The 18,929-nt window shown below is 60.6% G+C and carries 15 protein-coding genes and 1 pseudogene; 5 read left to right on the top strand and 11 right to left on the bottom strand.

What is annotated here, in order from left to right; genetic code table 11:
* Window positions 1-60: 60 nt before the first annotated feature.
* Both NYR58_RS15805 and cueR read left to right on the top strand, forming a co-directional pair.
* Window positions 61-1,680: pseudogene (locus tag NYR58_RS15805) on the top strand (copper-translocating P-type ATPase); the annotation flags it as partial.
* An 11-nt stretch (window positions 1,681-1,691) separates the two neighbouring features.
* Window positions 1,692-2,123, top strand: coding sequence for a Cu(I)-responsive transcriptional regulator (cueR, locus tag NYR58_RS15810; RefSeq protein WP_378074649.1), 432 nt, complete (start codon window positions 1,692-1,694; stop codon window positions 2,121-2,123).
* 442 nt (window positions 2,124-2,565) lie between these two features.
* On the opposite strand, the gene NYR58_RS15815 is transcribed toward cueR, so the two are convergent.
* From NYR58_RS15815 to NYR58_RS20600, 6 genes are all read right to left on the bottom strand, one after another.
* Window positions 2,566-3,735: a c-type cytochrome gene (locus tag NYR58_RS15815; protein WP_261522092.1), complete on the bottom strand. Its 1,170-nt coding sequence runs from the start codon at window positions 3,733-3,735 to the stop codon at window positions 2,566-2,568.
* A 97-nt stretch (window positions 3,736-3,832) separates the two neighbouring features.
* Window positions 3,833-4,768 carry a cytochrome c oxidase assembly protein gene (locus tag NYR58_RS15820; protein WP_261522093.1) on the bottom strand — a complete coding sequence of 312 codons (936 nt, stop codon included), beginning with the start codon at window positions 4,766-4,768 and terminating at the stop codon, window positions 3,833-3,835.
* Between the two features lie 140 nt (window positions 4,769-4,908).
* On the bottom strand, window positions 4,909-5,277 hold the full coding sequence (locus NYR58_RS15825; RefSeq protein ID WP_261522094.1) for a hypothetical protein: 369 nt from the start codon (window positions 5,275-5,277) through the stop codon (window positions 4,909-4,911).
* A 5-nt stretch (window positions 5,278-5,282) separates the two neighbouring features.
* Entirely contained in the window at window positions 5,283-7,847 is a 2,565-nt protein-coding gene (gene ctaD / locus NYR58_RS15830; RefSeq protein WP_261522095.1) for a cytochrome c oxidase subunit I, read from the bottom strand.
* Window positions 7,844-8,788 (bottom strand): cytochrome c oxidase subunit II, encoded by a 945-nt coding sequence (gene coxB / locus NYR58_RS15835; protein WP_261522169.1) that lies wholly within the window; start codon window positions 8,786-8,788, stop codon window positions 7,844-7,846. Before coxB ends, ctaD begins: the two co-directional genes overlap by 4 nt.
* Window positions 8,789-8,834: 46 nt before the next feature.
* A complete protein-coding gene (locus tag NYR58_RS20600; protein ID WP_378074644.1) occupies window positions 8,835-9,212 on the bottom strand; it encodes a c-type cytochrome in 378 nt (125 codons plus the stop codon).
* A gap of 442 nt (window positions 9,213-9,654) precedes the next feature.
* Here NYR58_RS20600 and msrP point away from each other — a divergent pair, with 442 nt between their 5' ends.
* Both msrP and msrQ read left to right on the top strand, forming a co-directional pair.
* Entirely contained in the window at window positions 9,655-10,599 is a 945-nt protein-coding gene (gene msrP, locus NYR58_RS15840; protein WP_261522170.1) for a protein-methionine-sulfoxide reductase catalytic subunit MsrP, read from the top strand.
* A gap of 8 nt (window positions 10,600-10,607) precedes the next feature.
* Window positions 10,608-11,261: a protein-methionine-sulfoxide reductase heme-binding subunit MsrQ gene (gene msrQ, locus NYR58_RS15845; protein WP_261522096.1), complete on the top strand. Its 654-nt coding sequence runs from the start codon at window positions 10,608-10,610 to the stop codon at window positions 11,259-11,261.
* 43 nt (window positions 11,262-11,304) lie between these two features.
* Here the strand turns inward: msrQ and NYR58_RS15850 are convergent, their stop codons facing one another.
* From NYR58_RS15850 to NYR58_RS15865, 4 genes are read right to left on the bottom strand one after another with little or no spacing between them, the layout of a single operon-like run.
* Entirely contained in the window at window positions 11,305-13,107 is a 1,803-nt protein-coding gene (locus tag NYR58_RS15850; RefSeq protein WP_261522171.1) for a glycoside hydrolase family 15 protein, read from the bottom strand.
* Window positions 13,108-13,117: 10 nt separating this feature from the next.
* Window positions 13,118-13,933 (bottom strand): SDR family oxidoreductase, encoded by an 816-nt coding sequence (locus NYR58_RS15855; protein WP_261522097.1) that lies wholly within the window; start codon window positions 13,931-13,933, stop codon window positions 13,118-13,120.
* Window positions 13,934-13,937: 4 nt separating this feature from the next.
* On the bottom strand, window positions 13,938-16,478 hold the full coding sequence (locus NYR58_RS15860) for an SPW repeat domain-containing protein (RefSeq protein ID WP_261522098.1): 2,541 nt from the start codon (window positions 16,476-16,478) through the stop codon (window positions 13,938-13,940).
* Between the two features lie 30 nt (window positions 16,479-16,508).
* Window positions 16,509-16,637, bottom strand: coding sequence for a hypothetical protein (locus NYR58_RS15865; protein ID WP_261522099.1), 129 nt, complete (start codon window positions 16,635-16,637; stop codon window positions 16,509-16,511).
* Window positions 16,638-16,949: 312 nt separating this feature from the next.
* Here NYR58_RS15865 and NYR58_RS15870 point away from each other — a divergent pair, with 312 nt between their 5' ends.
* The gene (locus tag NYR58_RS15870; protein ID WP_261522100.1) at window positions 16,950-18,053 is read left to right on the top strand and encodes a permease; all 1,104 of its coding nucleotides are present in this window, start codon (window positions 16,950-16,952) and stop codon (window positions 18,051-18,053) included.
* 90 nt (window positions 18,054-18,143) lie between these two features.
* Here the strand turns inward: NYR58_RS15870 and NYR58_RS15875 are convergent, their stop codons facing one another.
* On the bottom strand, window positions 18,144-18,653 hold the full coding sequence (locus tag NYR58_RS15875; protein WP_390880971.1) for a CBS domain-containing protein: 510 nt from the start codon (window positions 18,651-18,653) through the stop codon (window positions 18,144-18,146).
* Window positions 18,654-18,929 lie beyond the last annotated feature (276 nt).

The following is an 18,929-nucleotide window of genomic DNA, read 5'->3' on the forward strand; positions in this document are numbered from 1 at the left end:
TGTTCTCCTTGTTGCTTCGAACATTAAGAGAACAAACTCTCCTTTTGAATGGCCCAGTTTCTTGGGGGCAGGTCACCCAAGACTGCCCGCGTCCTGCGGGACGGGAGTGCAGTGGAAGTGCCGCTCGAGGAGGTGACCGTCGGAGATCTGGTTTTGGTCCGGCCGGGGGAGAAGGTCGCTGTCGATGGCGAATTGACCGAGGGTTCCTCCTTCGTCGACGAATCCATGATCACCGGCGAACCCATGCCGGTTTCCAAAGCTGCGGGCGATGCGGTTGTCGGCGGCACGATTAACAAGACGGGATCATTCACCTTCCGCACTACAAAGGTCGGTTCGGATACCGTCCTTGCCCAGATCGTTCAGATGGTGGAGCGCGCACAGGCGGCAAAACTGCCGATCCAGGCTCTGGTCGACAAGGTCACGGCTTGGTTCGTACCTGCCGTCATGGGCATCGCCCTCGCCACCTTTCTCGTGTGGCTCGGCTTCGGTCCGGCGCCGGCCCTCACCTTTGCACTTGTCAACGCCGTCGCCGTCTTGATCATCGCTTGCCCGTGCGCCATGGGGCTGGCGACCCCGACTTCGATTATGGTCGGTACGGGGCGTGGAGCGGAGATGGGTGTTCTGTTCCGCAAGGGCGAGGCCTTGCAGACCTTGCGCGATTCGCAAGTGATCGCGCTCGACAAAACCGGCACGTTGACCAAGGGCCGGCCGGAACTGACCGACTTCGTGACCATGGACGGTTTCGAGCGCGATAAGGTCCTCGCCTTGGTGGCCGCAGTCGAGGCTCATTCAGAGCATCCGATCGCCGAGGCCATTGTCGAAGCGGCGCAGCGCGCGGGACCGGAGATTCCAAAGGCCGAGGGATTCGAGGCCATCCCGGGGTTCGGCGTGAGAGCGAAGGTCGGAGGAGAGGCGGTCGAAGTGGGCGCGGACCGACACATGACGAAGCTGGGGATCGACACAGCACCTGTTGCTGAAACCGCCGTTCGCCTTGGTGATGAAGGCAAGTCGCCGCTCTATGCCGCCGTCAACGGAAAGCTCGCGGCGATCATCGCGGTCGCCGACCCGATCAAGCAGTCGACGCCCGAAGCTATCGAGGCGCTGCATCGGCTTGGTCTGAAGATCACAATGATCACCGGCGACAATGTGCGGACGGCAGGCGCCATTGCAAAGATGCTCGGGATCGACGAAGTCGTGGCCGAGGTTCTGCCGGACGGCAAAGTGGACGCCTTGCACCAGCTACGGCAGGGGGGCCTCAAGGTCGCGTTTGTGGGCGACGGCATCAACGATGCGCCGGCGCTCGCCGAGGCGGACGTAGGCATCGCCATCGGCACTGGGACGGACGTAGCGATTGAAAGCGCGGATGTGGTGCTGATGTCCGGCGAACTGACCGGCGTCCCCAACGCCATCGCGCTGAGCCGTTCCACGCTGCGCAACATCAAGCAGAACCTGTTCTGGGCCTTCGCTTACAATACGGCACTAATCCCGGTGGCCGCAGGCGTTTTGTTCCCTGCTTTTGGGCTATTGCTGTCCCCCATGCTTGCTGCCGCCGCGATGGCACTTTCGAGCGTCTTCGTGGTCACAAATGCCCTTCGCCTCAAGACCTTCCGTCCTCCGGTGGCGATAGGATCTTACACCGCATCAAGCAATGCGACAGAGCCGTTGCAGGCAATTTCGTAATGGGGATCATGATGAATATCGGACAGGCCGCACAAGCTTCCGGCATCCCGGCAAAGACCATCCGCTATTATGAGGAAACCGGCCTTATTCCCGCCGCCGGACGCACCGAGGCAGGCTATCGCGTCTACACCAATAAGGACGTCAACACACTGCGCTTCATCCATCGTGCCCGACAACTGGGGTTTTCGATTGAGGATATCCGCCGGCTCTTGGGGTTGTGGCAGGACGACAGCCGCACGAGTATGGAAGTCAAGGCGCTCGCCCGGGCCCACATCGGTGTTCTCGATGAGAAGCTGGCAAAACTCAAGGCTATGAAGCGGACACTAAAGCACCTCATCGACCATTGTGAGGGTGATGAACGCCCGGACTGCCCGATCCTGGACGATTTGGCGGGAGAAGACACCGAGCTTCCACGCGGCCGTGTCGGGCCACGGTTCAATTAATGGTCTCCCGCTCTCTGTCCTCTTGGATTCGCCGGCTCGTTGCGCGTAAAGATCAGGATCATTCCAAGCGCACCGGACAGGATAATCGGCGTGGAATACATATGCAGCATGACCAGGCCGCTATGTTCGGAAAGGTAGCACGCGACTGACAGCAGAAGGTACATCCCGAAGAACGAGGCAAGAACAGCAAGGAGGATTTTGGACGCCAGTATCAACATTGAGGGGAAGGTGCATCATTTGAGGTCCAGATCAAGAATGCTGTATCAGAGTGCCGAACGAAAACCGTTCAAGTTTACGTTACATCGGCTTGTTTGAAATTTGAGCTGCCCTTTCGTTCCGCACGTTGGACAAGCCCCCAATTTGGTGGTCGAGACTGGACCAACTTGGAACCCGGTTTTTTCAGAGCAGTCGCGCCTGTTTTGCGACTGAACGGGAAGTCGGTCTACTTGTGGGACTGACCACCAGCGCCGTCGCCGTTGAGTTGAAGGTCTGGCAGTTCTTGGTCCTGCCGAAGAAGGGCGTAATAGAGCGAGACGGCTTCGATGTTTTCTTCGTCCAGGTTGCGCGCCGCCGCCGCCATGATGCGTGAAGACACCGTATCCCCCCGTGCGCCCTGCTTCCACAGCCGCAACTGCTGGGCAATATAGCTGGCATACTGCCCCGCAAGCAGGGGATAGCGAGGATTCCTCGGTGCAGTCGTGGGGCCGTGACAGCTCGCACAAGCAGGGATTCCATGAACGGAGATGCCTTCGGTGGCAATCGTTTCGCCTCTCCGCAACACATCGGGATCAATACGCATCCGCAGGCCCACGGAAGGAGCGTCCTCGATCCCGGCGTAATAGGCTGCGAGCTTCCGAATTTCCTCATCCGTCAGCTCGGCCGCGATCGGCTGCATGATGCCGCTCGGACGTAAGCCAAGTGCATAATCCTGCAGTGCGGAGTAGAGGTACTCCACGCTTTGCCCAGCCAGCCGTGGAAACGCCCCGGTTTCGCGGCCGGTGCCATCCGAGCCATGGCAGCGGATGCACTGTCCGAGAGCATCCGGGCTCCTGGCGTCCAGGGAAAAGGGCTGCAGCTGCCCGGCAGTTGTCCCCCTGGCACCTGCCTGTTCACCTTGTGCTAGCCCTCGGTATTCTTCTGGGCTCATCTCGGGCAAACGCGCCAAGAACGCCACCACCGACCAGACTTCGTCGTCACGCTCCTGTGCAGCCCAGGCAGGCATTCCGGTGTATTTGAGCCCGTGCTTGACGATCCAGAAGAGCTCGTCCGGGCTCCACTCTTCGACCTTTTCGGGCAGATATGGCGGCGCCGGCAGCATTTGCAGGGCGATCAGACTGCGGCTGCTGCCAGGCGCACCGTGGCAGCTCATGCACCCTCCGAAATAGTGGCTTGCGCCACGCTGGACCATAGCCAAGTCGTCGAGCGGTGGCACCTTCACGCCCACCGACTGGGTTTCCACCGAGTTTTCCATGCCGAACGTGAGGAACCATCTGGTGATCGCCCAGTGGCCCGCACTCGCCGCGACGTTATACAGCCCCGACCAGGCAAACAGGAAACCGCCGGTGCCAATAACCAAGCAAAGAACGGCGATGGTCTTCAGTCTCCGATCCATCAGCTAAGCCCAATCAGAGTGAAATGCGTACCTGCTTTTTCTCCGCTGGCACTGGCGTTTGCACGACGGCTTTAACCGGTTGCCTGCCGCGCGCATGCTAACGAAACTCTGCAGGCCGGGATTCGAAAGCCGGTCTGTTACTTGCTTGCTGGGCTATTCGCCCAAGCCAGGCGATTGCCAGGACCGTCGCCGCAATCAGGTATACCGCGCCTGCTGAGGGCATCATCACAAGCCCGGCAAGCTGCTGGTCTTCAACAGCCGATATCCCCCAGGGCTCACTGCGGTCGGCATAGGCCGGATAAAGGGGCTGAGGCGCGAAAATCATGAGGACTCCCAGAAATCCGCACAACTTTGCAGTGACAAGCAAGGCCAGGATCGACCATCCGTAGCCCAGATCTCGGGGGTAGCTCACTGCAATCCAGAAAAGGAAAGCAACAGCAAGAAGGGAGCCGTGCATCAGCACGTGGACGAAATCGTCATGCAAAGCCGCCGCAATCGCGCCGGGCGTATGCCAAATCCACAGGGCCACCTGCTGCAGCATTGTTGCGATGAACACACCAGCCAGGAAGCGCCACGTCGTCCGTACGGGACGCCACGCGACTGCCATCGCGAGCCGACGGCGCCAGCTGCGCGGGAGAGCATAGACGATCGTCGGCCCGGGGTTGCTCACCGCCAACAGGGGTGCAGCAAGGTTCATGAGCACCACGTGCTGCGCCATATGAGCGGCAAGAAGGCTCTCTCCCATCGCGTCGAGCGGCCACACCAGCGCCGCAACCAACGCAAGGACGCCTCCTGCGAAGGCCGCGGCGCGCCGCTTGGGGACGCCGCGGCCCAGCCCTGAGCCGCTCCATCGCCGGACGAGCCCCAGTGAATAGAGAGCCGCCGCCACGATCAGTGGAAGGACCACCAGCGGATCCAAGCTCCACATGGTCCAGAAGTCGTGCGGTCCAGGCGGCGTACCATCCACATGCGCGGCGGCGGGAACGGTCGCGAGAACGGCCGCCAGCGTGGCGTTCCCGAACACGAACACCACCCTACGCACCACCCTTTCCGTTCGTTTCGATCCCGCAATCCGTGTTGCTCCTGAAGGATATGTCCGGCGTGAAGTGCCCGGAGCATGCGTATGAACACGTCGAGCGGGATGCCAACGGAAAGCCGGTCTGGACATGGCGTTCAACCTCCCGCACCCGCGCACACCGGGACGACCAGCACCGGCAGGCCCTGCCAGAGGACAGCGACGGCGGAAAGGCCGGCCAGAGTGGCGGTGATCGGACCCATGAAGCGATATTGTTCCTGTCCGCCGAAGCCCATCGCGCCAAGACCGGCGACGGCGAAGGAAAGGACGAGAAGTTCGGCTCCCAGTGCAATTAAGGTCGCGACTCCGATCGTAAGTGTAGTGAGAGCCATTCCGAACAGTTCAAGTCGTGCGAAATCGAAGGTGCAGGCAAGCGCGTTCAAGCCATAGACAAAGCCTAGATGAGCGGCCCATATAATCAGGCCGGCCGTCATGAGGAGGATTTGGGTCACAAAGCGCTCTCTCATCGGCTTCATCCTATCAGCCTTGGGAAGAAATGGATGATTGCGAGCCCGACGAGTCCTTGAGCTGTCATATAGTGCCAGAAGAGCATGGTGTTATCGAAGGTCACACGGTGCACGCCGTCCAGCATGCCGGCGAGAGAGCGTGCAACGGTGTAGAACGCCATCAGCGTCAGGGTCGCGACATAGACGCCCTGAACGCTCATGACCGTATAGACGACGGCGCCATAGCTGTGTTCCTCTGGCCTTAGTCCTGTCTGCCAGTGGCCGTTAAAATCGACGGCCAAGCCTCCGGCCATGAGCGGAACCGCTGCCATGAGAAGGAGTCGCAGCCCCCACCAGGGCCCCTTCCGCTCACGCCTCTTCAGTAGAGCACTGGCCAGCCATATGACGCCGCTCGAGGAAGCATAAAGCCCGGCCGCTAAAGCGGACCAACCCAGCGAGGGAAGCTCGACGCCGTCCGGTGGCCAGGCTCCAGGATTCACCGTCCACAAGAAGAAATAGGAAAAAATGAGAGTGGTGAAGAGGGTGCCGCCGACCAGGATCAACACCACCATCGCCCACCAGGAGTGTGACATCGGCCCCGTCACATAGGTTGGCAGTCGGATTCCGCCGCCGATATCGATTTCCTCAGCCGTGGGACCAGGATCCGTCTCCCAAAGCCACCAGATCACCATGACGATGGCAATCAGTCCGCTGATGATTGCAGGTACGACAAGCTTGACCGTCAAACCCAGAAAGCAGCCGGCGGTAAAAACGGCGGCGAGCACCGTTGGCCAGCTCGGACCCGGCATCTGCACCACATATTGCGGCCTTGCGTCGACGGGGCTGGTGACAATGGTCTCGCGTCCGCCGGTCGGGGCACCGGGGAGAAAGTAGCGTCCCGCCTCAACGTCCTCCGGCAGGTTTGGCTGATCCCAGAGCGGCTCGCGGCTGGTGACGATCGGGATGCTGCGGGTCTGGTAATTGCCGCTCGGCAGCCATTCCAGCGTGCCGGCGTTCCAGACATTGCCTGGGCTCTTGTTCGTGAAGGGGCGGAAGTTCCTGATCAGATCAACCACGAACAGAAGCACACCGGACGCGATCATGAACGCGCCGGCGGTGGAGATCATGTTGAGCGTGTCCCAGCCAAGTTCGGCAGGATAGGTGTAGACCCGACGCGGCATGCCGACCAGTCCGGTTATGTGCATCGGAAAGAAGGCAGTGTTGAAGCCGATGAAGATGAGGCCGAAAACCCACCGCCCAAGCCGTTCGGAAAGCGGTCGCGCGCTTGCTGTTGGGATCCAATAATAGAAGGCTGCAAACAGCGGAAAAACCATGCCGCCAAACAAGACATAGTGGAAATGCGCAACAACAAAGTAGGTGTCGTGCACCTGCCAGTCGAAGGGCACCATCGCCACCATGACCCCGGTAAGTCCACCGAGAACGAAGGTAAACATAAAGCCCAGGACGAAAAGGGCCGGCGTGTTGAGCTGAATGCGGCCAGCGGCAAGGGTCGCGATCCAGGCGAAGACCTGAATCCCGCTGGGGATCGACACGGCCATGCTGGCAGCGGAAAAAAACGATAGCGACAGCTGCGGGAGCCCGGTCGTGAACATGTGGTGGACCCACAGGCCAAAGCTGAAGAAGCCCGTCGCGAGCAAAGCAACCACGACCAGCCGGTATGCGACCAATGGCGTCTGCGCGACCGTGGGAATGATCATCGAGACAAACCCGGCCGCAGGCAGGAAAATGATATAGACCTCCGGATGGCCAAAAAACCAGAACAGATGCTGCCACAGGAGCGGGCTGCCGCCCTTCTCGGCCACAAAAAACGGCCAGTGGAACGCCCGCTCAAGCTCGAGCAGGGCGGTCGCCAGGATGACGGCGGGAAAGGCAAAGACGATCATGCCGGCAAAGATGAGCATCGTCCAGGCGTAGATCGGCAGCTTGTCGAGGCTCTGGCCGGGTGCCCGGGTTCTCAGGACTCCGACGATGATTTCTATGGCGCCCGCTATGGCAGAGATCTCGATGAAGCCGATGCCCAGCAGCCAGAAATCGGCGTTGATGCCGGGGGAAAACTCATAGCTCGTCAGCGGCGGATACATGAACCAGCCGCCTTTTGGCGATAGCCCGAAGAAAATGCTGGAGAAGAAAACCAGGCCTCCGACGAAATAGGCCCAAAAAGCATATGCGGACAGGCGTGGAAACGGCAGATCGCGGGCGGCCTGCATGTTGGGCAGGAGATAGACGCCCATGGCCTCAACGGCTGGCACAGCAAAGAGAAACATCATGATTGTGCCGTGCATCGTGAAGAGCTGATTGTAGAGGTCCTGGCCAATCAGATCATTCTCTGGGACCGCCAGTTGGGTCCTCATCACCAACGCCAAAATCCCGGCCAAGATGAAGAACAGGAAGGCGGCCCCGACATAGAAAACGCCGATATAGGTATTGTTGACGACGGTGATGTAATTCCAGCCCGAGGGTGGCCGCCAGACGCGCTCGAGCTCTTTCAGCTCGCCCTCGGGTCGTGGGGTGGAATTTGGCAGGTGTTCTTCCAGCCGATTCCCTTTTGTGCGGCTCTCGGTCTGCGTCATTCGAGGCTTTCCAAATAGGCGGCTATGGCTCGCAGTTCTTTGCCTTCGAGATTTCCGAACGAGGGCATGAAGACTTCGGGTTTCAGGTGCTGGGTCGATGCGACCCATCCGGCAAGTGTCCCCTTGTTGGTCGGAAGGGTTCCTGCGCCGATAGACAGCCGCCCGCCGACATGCGTCAGATCAGGGCCAATCTCCCCCCTCGCCGAGGTCCCGCGGACGGTATGGCAGGCACCGCAGCCGTTTGCGATGAACAACTCCTGGCCAGACCGTAACTCATCTGTAACGGGCTGTTCGGACGGCGCAGTTTGATGCGAAGCCCATGTTTCGAACGCCTCCGGTTCCATCGCGACGACATAGAAGGCCATCAGGGCATGCTGTGCGCCGCAGTATTCGGCACACTGGCCCCTATAGACCCCTGGCTTGTCGGCAGAAAACGTGTAGCTGTTTACCTTGCCGGGAATCATATCGAGCTTGCCGGCAAGACTGGGCGCCCAGAAAGAGTGGATTACATCTGCGCTCGTGAGCAGGAACTCGATCGGCTGATCGATTGGTATGCGGATCTCGTTGGCTGTGACGAATCGCACCCCTCCAGAGCCGTCGAGGTAGCGTACGCGCCACCACCACTGCTCACCGACAACCTCGATCCTTAATGCCGGCTCACCAGGATTCAGCTGTCCGCGGGCCACGAAAAGCCCGTATCCGAGGAGCGCCGAAAGGACGAGAACCGGTAGAGCAATTCCTCCCGCCATGACGATACGACCGTCCGCCAGCCACCGACGCCGTTCCTGCGGTACGACGATGGCAACTGCCGTAAGGGCAACAACCAGAACGAAGATCAAGGCGCCGCCCGTGAACATGGTCCAGCCAAGAAGGCCGATCTCGCGAGCCTGCGGGCCACCTGGCGCAAGCGCCGACTGCGATCGGCTGCACGCCGAAAGCATCGGCAAAAAGCCAGCGAGGCAGCAGCGAGCAACGAGACGCTTGCACCTATCGAAGCGTGTAAAGGTAGGCGGCAACGTCACGGGCCTGATCCGCCGTAATCGGCATCTGTGGCATTCCCGTTTCCGGATCGATCGATGGCGCATCTCTCACCCACTGAGAGAGGATGTCTGGTGTGTTGGGAGCAATTCCCGCAATCAGCTGACGGTTCCCAAACCCGGTCAGCGGCGGCCCGACAATTCCATTGGCTCCTCGAACGCCTGGAATAGTGTGACAGGCGCCGCACTCAACCGCCGCAATTACTGAGCGTCCCGCCTTTGGGTCCGCGCCCGCGACCCGCTGAGCTTTGAGAAGCTCTGTCGAATCGCAAGCGGCCAACGCAAGAGACGCAAGGGCAACAACAACCGTTCTGGCTCGCGCGTTCATAGTCCACTTCCACGGTTGACCAGTGCGGACTTCAACGGAGACGAACCCGGCGCATCGCCGACGCTTGGAATTGCAGCAGCATAGGGCTTCCAGTTGGTGGAAGGTCAAGTGTAGAGGACGAATTCGCTCTGCGAAGACCCTCCCTCGATCACTCGATTCTGTCCGAACCGTCGCACCAGCGTGAATCTGTCGACGCTTCTTTCAACCATTCTACTGCTAAGTGTAGCCGGCGGGCATGTGCGAAACGAATCTGGTTTGGGTATCTCGCAATGACCGTACCGGCAGGTTTGCCGTCAACACGGTGACGGCGCGGGCGCGCAGCTTCAGTTGCGATGCACACGAGAATTTGTTCCAGAAATGAATTTGCTGCAGTGAAATCGAGATTACTATGGAAACGCTCGCCACTCAGGGGAGCGTGCGGATCATTTGGGAAGATCAGTCGATGTTCATTCGCAAGTCAGCGGCCGTACGATCTTCGGAAATCACGCCGCAGGAGGTCTTTCTTGAACGGCGCCGCTTGATCATGGCAGCGGCCGCAGTGGGGATTTCGGCGGCCATCCCGAAGGGTGGGGCAGTGGCGGCGGCACTTCAAGCCGTCGAAAGCCGGTACTCGACCGACGAGGCACCGACCGCGCTCAAGCACATTACCAACTACAACAACTATTACGAGTTCGGCGTCGGGAAGGAGGATCCTGCAGCGAACGCCCACACGCTGACCACAAAACCGTGGACGCTCGCGGTCGATGGCCTCGCCGCCCGCCCCACCGATTTCCATGTGGAGGACCTGCTCAGCTCGGTGGCGCTCGAGGAACGGATTTACCGGCTGCGGTGCGTCGAGGGCTGGTCCATGGTTATTCCATGGGTCGGGTTTCCGCTTTCTGAGGTGCTTGGCCGCGTGGAGCCGTTGGGCAGCGCAAGGTATGTCGCCTTCGAGACCGTGTTGAGGCCGGATGAAATGCCGGGCCAACGTGCCTTTCTGCCAGCCTTGGAGTGGCCGTATGTGGAGGGCCTGAGGCTCGACGAAGCCATGCATCCGCTGACCATCCTGGCCGTGGGACTCTATGGCGAGACGCTTCCCAATCAGAACGGTGCGCCGATCCGCCTGGTCGTTCCCTGGAAATACGGCTTCAAGAGCATCAAGTCGATCGTCAAGATCACGTTGACCGAAGAGCAGCCCGTGACCTCGTGGAACCGGCAGAACCCGCGCGAATACGGCTTCTATTCGAACGTGAATCCTGAGGTGGATCACCCACGCTGGAGCCAGGCAACCGAGATGCCGATCGGCAAAGGTCTCTTCGCAAAACGAAAGCCGACCCTGCTCTTCAACGGCTACGCCGATGAAGTCGCCGGGCTTTATGCCGGCATGGACCTGCGCAAGTTCTTTTGATGCTCCGCATGGCCGCCCTTATCAGCGAAAAGCCGCGAATATCCGCAGCGGTGCGGTTTCGTGTGATCCGCGCCACACTTTATTGGATCGGGCTGGGCCCGGCCGTGTGGACCTTTTTCCTCGGCCTCACGGATCAGCTGGGGGCAAACCCGATGAGGACCCTCGAGCAGACCTTGGGTCTTTGGGCACTGCGCTTTCTCATCGCCACCCTTGCCGTGACACCTTTTCGCGACCTCACGGGAATCAGCTTACTGCGCTATCGGCGCGCGCTCGGTCTGCTGGCCTTCTATTACGCCCTGTTGCACTTTACGACCTACATCGTGCTGGATCAGGGCCTCAACCTTTCGGCGATCGCGGCGGATATCGTCAAGCGGCCCTACATCACGATCGGGATGCTAGCGTTCGCAGTTCTGGTGCCACTTGCCGCCACGTCCAACGATACAATGGTACGACGGATGGGGCGTGCCTGGAGTCGCCTCCACCGGTGGGTCTATCTGGCCGCGGCGGCCGCAGCGGTGCACTTCCTGCTTGTAGTGAAGTCCTGGACGATGGAGCCTGTGGTCTATTTCGCCATCGTGGCTATACTCCTCGGCTACCGCCTCTATAAGCGTCTTCGCGGCAGCAGGGGCAACCGGCGTAGGAAACCGGTTCCTACGCGCTGATCGGTTGTCCATATCCGCAGGACAGATTTGGAATGGCATAATCCTAAACGGCCGCTTCCTGCGATCGCTGTCGTGCCGGCTGACCCGTCTTGGTCAGGTTCAGGGCGGTATCGGCCAATGCCACATGACTGAAGACATGAGGAAAATTGCCGAGATGCCGGCGTGCCCGCGGATCATATTCCTCCGCGAGCAGGCCGACATCGTTGCGCAAGTCGAGCAGCCGCTCGAAAAGCGCGCGGGCCTCTTTCTGCCGGCCAAGCAGGACAAGGTTGTCGGCAAGCCAAAAGCTGCAGGCGAGGAACGCTCCTTCCCCTGGCGGCAGTCCGTCCTGTGTGACCGCGGAATCATACCTGAGAACCAATCCGTCGACCATGAGACGCTTCTGGATGGCTTCCACAGTACCCCGTACCCGGTCATCATCCGCCGGAAGAAAGCCGACAATCGGCAGAAGCAGAAGACTGGCATCCAGGGTCTTGCCTCCGTAGCACTGCACGAATGCGCCTAAGTCGGTATTGTATCCACGTCGGCAAACCTCCTCATGGACCCGCGCGCGCAATGCTCTCCAACGCTCAAGCGGTCCCCCGAGCCGGAACTGCTCGGCACTACGGATCGCGCGGTCAAGCGCCACCCAGGCCATCACCTTGGAATGGGTAAAATGGCGTCGCCTGGCGCGAATCTCCCAGATGCCCTCATCGGGCTTGGCCCAGATCGTCTCGAGATGCTCAATAAGCGCCCGCTGCAATTCCCATGCTTCGTGACTTGGCTCAAGGCCGCCGCGCCGTGCCTGGTGCATTGCGTCCATGATTTCGCCGAACACATCTATCTGGAGTTGGCCGTGGGCAGCATTGCCGATCCGGACCGGCCGGGACTCTTCATATCCGGGCAGCCATGGCAGTTCCCATTCGGTAAGGCGACGTTCTCCGGCGACGCCGTGCATCGGCTGCAAGTGCGTGGGCGTACCGGCGGCCGCACGCAGGAGCCAGTCGCGCCATGCCTTCGCCTCATTGTAGTAGCCGGCATTCATCAGCGAGAGCAGCGTGAACGTCGCGTCGCGCAGCCAGCAGAAGCGGTAGTCCCAGTTTCGTTGGCCGCCGATCAGTTCCGGAAGCGACGTCGTCGGAGAAGCCACGATTCCGCCGGTGGGGCCATAAGTCAGCGCCTTCAGGACAACGTGCGAGTGGACGACCGCGTCTTCCCAAGGCCCTTTGTAGCGGCAGCGCCCTCCCCAGTTCCGCCAAAAGGCTTCAGTCTCGTCGAGCAGTTCCTGGGCATCGACTGGAGCCGGCGGTGGCAGATGGGACGGCGAGTAGCTCAAAACGAAGGCTACGATCTCGCCGGCAGTAATCGTGAATCGAGAGGCGGTCCTCTGGTCCTCGTAAAGGGAAGGGCGCCCGCCCTGGACCGTGACCATATCGGGCCCAGCGATCGCACGCAGCCTGCCATCTTCCAGGTGCGTGATCCAAGGCACAACGGCACCGTAGCCAAAGCGGATCACAAGTTCAGACATCATTGCGACGCGCCCGCGGCTGCCCTTCACAATTCGGACCAGCCTGGGATGGTCCCGACCGATCGCCAAGAAGTCGATGAGAGTGGCGGCTCCCTCGTCCGTCTCGAATTGCGTCTCCAGGACAAGCGTCAGGCCTCGGTAGCGGCGCGTGACGCGCGCGGTCTCTGTCGCCGGTCGAACAAGCCATCGTCCGTGCGCGGGGCTGCCCAAAAGCGCGGCAAAGCAAGCGTCGGAATCAAAACGGGGCCAGCAAAGCCAGTCGACCGACCCCTCACAGCTCACCAGCGCGGCGCTCCGGCAGTCGCCGATCAGTGCATAATCTTCTATGCGCGCCGCCACCGCCCCGTCCTCACCCAGCGTCACGGAATTCCGGATAGAGCGCCATGCCACCATCTACAAAGAGTGTGGCGCCGGTGACATAATCCGAAAGGTCTGACGCAAGCCAAAGTGCGGCTTCGGCGACATCCTCGGGCTCGCCGATGCGCCCGTAGGGGATGAGCTTCAGCAGATCTGCTTCCGCCTCAGGTGTCTTCCAGGCCGCGCGGTTGATCGGGGTCCTGATCGCGCCCGGAGCAATTCCATTCACGCGAATGCGCTTTTGCGCTGTTTCCTGCGCCAGCGTCTTCATCATCAACATCAGTCCGCCTTTGGAGGCTGCATAGTTGACGTGCCCTGCCCAGGGAATGAGTTGGTGCACGGAGCTCATGCAGATGATTTTGCCTGCCGCTTTTGAACGGGGGCTGGGTTTCTGCTGGTCGAAGCAGCGAATGGCTTCCCGGGCGCAGAGGAACTGACCCGTGAGATTAACGTCGAGCACACGCCGCCACTGCTCCACCGCCATTTCGGCTGCAGGCGCGTCCATCTGGATTCCGGCGTTGGCCACGAGAATATCGATCCTGCCGAACGCCTCCATGAAGGTGGCAAACAGCGAATGCACCTTTTCTTCGGCGGAGACATCCGCCTGGAGTGCGACCGCCTTGCCGCCATTCCTCTTGATTCCCTCTACGATCTTAGTGGCCGCTTCGGAATGCGAGTGGTAGTTTACGCCGACAGCCGCGCCTGCGGTTGCAAATCGGCGGGCGACGACCTCCCCCATCCCGGAACTTGCGCCGGTGATCAGGGCGGTCTGGCCCTGTAAGGGATGCTCGCGATCGACTTTGCTCATAGCCTCACAGGATGTAACGGTCCCAGTTGCCATAATGCTCCTTGCTGCGGGTGCCGCGCGGTAGGCTAAGGGCGATAAGGATGAGACCCGCTATCACGCCGTGCACGGCCGCCACCGTGCCTCCGCCGGCCAGAAGCCAGGGCGCGGCGATAAGCCAGAGGCCGAAGGCGACGTTGATGAAGCGCAATGGGCGCGCCACTTCGGCCATGGCTATGACGGCGACGGTGATGACAAGCGCGCCGACCAGGTGGTCGCTGTCGGCCATCGGCGGCTCAGTACCGAAAACCAGGCGACTGAACATTAGCCAGGCACCGAGCAGGGAGCTCCCAACCAGCGTCCACGGCACAGTCACGCCGCGCGCCGCCGAAAGGACCAGTTCCCAAAGCGGCATATCAAAGCCGGGCCTTTGCACGTCCTTACCGCTTCCCGGCAGTGCATCGCCCCTGAAGAAGGAGCGCCAGAACGGCCGGCCGCGGCGGGTGTTGAGAACGAGGAACTGGCCCATCGCCACGAGCTCGTCGAGCGCGTAGGGGATCATGATGAGCATGGCGAGCGCCGCCAGCAGGCACAGCGTGCAGTAAGTGCCGATCATGATCGGCTGGATGATGATGAAATAGATCGACACGACGCCGAGCGGCACCACGACGATGCCGAACAGAAGCACCATCCAGGGCATGGTGCGCCAGCGCGCTCGTCCGCCCATGATCCCCATTAGGATCTCGAACATATAGCTGGTCGCGCCCAGCCCGCCGTCGGCGATCGGCCAGGCCCTGGAAACGTCGGAGGTGATGATAAACTCGGTGCCGTTCCGGCCGCCCTCGCCCGCGAAGAACGGCTCCCAAACGCTCTCGATATGGCCGAGCTGGTACGCCGCAAGAACGCGCGCAATAACGAAGCCGATTGCGCCGAGCGCGATGATCGGCAGGCGCTGCAGATATGTGGAGGGGCAATAGCTCCAGCCGGGTGGCATGTCGGAGTCGTCCATCATGCCCTCGTGGCTCATGCCGGGCATCATCGGCACGAGGATGGCGAAGGTGATGACAAGCGCGCCGACAAATGTGTCATTTGCATAGACGGCGGCACTCGGTGCCCAAAAGACGAGCGGCGCGAAAAGAAGCCATATGCCCACCGCCGTGTTCGCCCACTGCGCCCAACTGAAGCGCGGCGAAAGCGAGAGCGCCGAGAACGCCATAATCAGCAACCCGCTGGTGAGATCGCTCCAGGCGGTGAGAGAATTGCGCAATGACGGGTCCCAGAGCCCACGCTCTTCCGTGACGCGCATTACGGCGTCACTGAAGGTGTCTGCGCCGAACGTACCGAAGACGAACGGGCTCGTTGCCAGCCACAGGCCCAGCAGCATGTTGAGGAAGTGCACCCAGAGCATGTCGAAATGCATCATGCGCATGTGCTGCATGTGTTTTCGCATCATGGCACGAAATTGCTCGGGCTCCTGCTCTGCCTCGTTCTGTTCGTTTTCTACCTGCTCCGCCGCTACCGCGGCCGAGTTCAGCTTGTTCGCCTTGTACCATCCGACTGGGTCCGCCTTCAGTGCGGCGATCATTTTGGGCAGTGTCTCGCGCAGGGAATGTTTCGGTTCCCAGCCGAGAAGCTCCTTGGCGCGCGAGATGTTGATTTCGTAGTGGTCGTCCGAGATGTCGACCATCCAGGACCGGATGAAGGGGTCCTGATCCAGCACCTCGCCCTGCACCCAGGCGCCCGTCCGGGCGAGGCCTTTCGGAATGCGCCGCGTCTTCCAGTCCTCGTCATGGATCAAGCGGCCAATCTCGCGCTGCAATTCGTCGAATGTGGGCGTATCCGTTTCGCCCAGGAGCAGCGCCAGATCCGGCGGCAACTCCTTCCGGCGCTCAATTATCGTGATCAGGGCCGCGGTGAGGTCATCGAGATGGAGGAACGGTTGCCCTGTATCGAGATCGCCTGGGTAGAAGTGGCTGACATATTGACGTTCGTAGATGCGTGCGATCTGGTGCGAGAGGAAGGTTGCGCGGCCAATATCATCATAGACGCCGGCCGGGCGCACCGTGACCACCGGAATTTTTCCCCTCTGCTCCCGGATCAGCTTTTCCGTGCGTATCTTGGACTCGCGATACGGCAGCTTCGCATCGAGCGGCCAATCCTCATTGATCGGCTCTCCCTTCCTGCCCGGAGCATGAACCAGCATTGTGCTCGAGAAGACGAACTGCTCGACCTCGAATTCCTGGAGCCCGCGCAGTAGCCGCTCCGTCCCGCGCACGGTAACCTCTTCGTATAGCGGATTGGGTTCGCCGGTCAGATCGAAATAGGCGGCGAGATGAACCACCGAGGCGATGCGCTCGCCATAGCCGAGCCGCACCCGCTCCAACGCGGCTTCGATGCTGCTGTCTGACGTGAGATCGATACAGATGCACTCTGCTTCCGCCGGAGGATGTGGCGGCATGTCGCGGTCAAATCCGACCGGTGTAAAGTGTCCTGCCAGCTTCTTTATCAGTGCCGATCCGATAAAGCCGCTGCTTCCTGTGACGACCACCACGTCCTTCTCGGAATTCACCTTCCCCTCCGAAAGCACAAACAATAAGCCTCAGCTTCTCACATATTTCACGAGCGCAACCATCGCGAGTACGATCAGCGCCAGGAGCAAAATCCAGAACACGCCTACGCCGGCCATGATCCAGCCCGCGCCCTCGATACCCATGCACTCCATCATCATGGTTGCGCTCTCCGTCTGATCTCCAGCCGTTCCAGATCACCAACCCGCATGCCGGCGCTGATCTGTGCCCGGATTCCCGGACTCGACCTCCGAAACTCTCTACTTCGCCGCGACGGTTCCGCGGCTAAATTCTAAATGAAACCGACGCGTTCCGACATGGTTCCAATTCCGGATGGGCACGACCGCCGACTGCTCCCGTCTCTCGGCGGATCCTTGCGAACGCGCTAGCGGTAGAAAACAAGTCCGGGGAACGGCATAGCATCCCGCACGTTGGGTGAGGAACCCGGCGACTGCTACCTCTCAGGAAGCACTATGATCGAGCAGATCGGCACATCACTTTATGTCAGCGCTGGCCTTTTCTGGAAAGCGTTCTGGGCGCTGGCGTTCGGCTATGCCTTTTCGTCGCTCATCCAGGTGCTGGTGCCACGTGAAATGGTCGCCAGACACCTCGGGCGCCCTGGCCTTAAGGAGACCTCCCTCGCGATGGTTTTAGGGCCAGCATCTTCATCCTGTTCTTTCGCGGCGCTCTCGGCCGGACGTGCTCTCCTGGCAAAGGGAGCAGCACTGATCCCGATGATGGCCTTTCTGTTCGGCGCCACCAACCTGTCGCCCCAGGTGGCAGCGCTCGCCTGGATCTTCCTTGGCTGGCAGTTTGCGCTGGCCGTGGTTGTTGGCTCCATCGCGCACGTTTTGGTGATGGCGGCCGCAGTGCGCCTTACCTATCCAAAAGAGATGGTGGAGCGTGCCCGGCAAGACGCTTCCAAGTCGTCGATGGAGGGAATGGGTGACCCCTCGGAGGGACTGCCGCGCCCTTGGCGCGAGAAGCTGGCAAGCGGCAAGGCTTGGCGCCGCATTGGCACGACCTATGTGCGCGAATGGAACATGGTCTGGAAAGACCTTTTGTTCGGGTTCCTCGTTGCCGGCGCAGTTGCCGTGCTCGTCCCCGACGCGGTCTTTCAGGCGATTTTCCCGCAGGGGCTGACGCCCGTCTTGCTTGTTGTCGTCCACGCGTTCCTCGGACCGGTGTTGGCGCTGCTGACGATCATCGGCTCTATGGGAAACGGTCCGCTCGCCGCGGTGCTGTGGGAAAACGGGGTTCTGTTCGCCGGTATCATCGCCTTCTTGTATGCCGACTTTGTCGTGATCCCGTCGCTACGGATCAACACGACCTACTACGGCTGGCGCTTCGCGGCCTATCTGGGCGCGATCTTCACCGCTTCGGCTATCGGCGCAGGTATCATAATGCACACGCTGTTCTGGCTTCTTGGTCTCATTCCCGAGCCACAGGCCGGCGCCGTGCAGCAGCTCGCGCAGTTCCGCATCGACTATGTCTTCTTCCTGAATCTGGCGGCAATCGCAGTGTCAGGCGCGCTGCTATGGGAATGGTGGCGCAATCGTCGGCACCCTGACCTGTGAGCAGGATCACAAAAGTTCATCTGCGCGATCAGCTGCGATTCCGTCGTTCGGTCGTTCCGAGCTTGCGCCACTGTATTCGTGAACGAGGCCTCAGCAGCAGCCTGACCGTGAAGGTTCGGAACTCGGCTTCGAGACATCTCGGACAAGCTGGGCCGTCTCATGCTCCGAACCATGCAGCGCTATATCGGCCTGCGAGACCATGCCGCAGCAGGCACCTTTCTCGTCCACCACCGGTACACGCCTGATCTGATTTTCCTCAAGAGTGCTGCAGCAATCATCGAGATCCATGTCGGGCGTGGCTGTCACGGCCGGAGATGACATCACCTCGCGTACCGGCGTCGAAGGATTCTTGTCTTCGGCGACACCGCGACAAGCCATGTCTCGATCCGTTACCACACCGATGGGTCGACCCTCGTCGTCGACCACGGGAAGTTCGCCGCAATCATGCTCTGCCATGAGCTTGGCTGCCTCTTTCATCGATGTATCCGGGCCACAGCAGGCCGGATTGCTTGTCATTACGTCTTGCACTTGCATCGCGCTTTTCCTGTTGCTCGTCGAAAATGCTCCGCCTGAATGGCAGACGTTGTCATCGAAACCCATCTCCGAACCCAAGGTTCCAATCCGACACCAACACTCTCACTTGTCACCGGACCGGGCAGTGATCGAAGGTCTTCCGCAGAGAGCCCGAAGTCGGATCGACCAGCTAAGCGGACCAGAATGCTTCCGCTACGGGCCGGGCGCGAGTTTGTCGCGACAGGCCGCCTGGAGAAGTGGTCGCGATCACTCCTAAGCCATCATGCATCGGCGGCTATAAAGACGTCATATGTGACCTCGGTATTTGCCAATTTGTAGCTAAGTGTATGAGCAAATTGGAGC

This window comes from Chelativorans intermedius, assembly GCF_025398255.1.
GTDB lineage: Bacteria > Pseudomonadota > Alphaproteobacteria > Rhizobiales > Rhizobiaceae > Chelativorans > Chelativorans intermedius.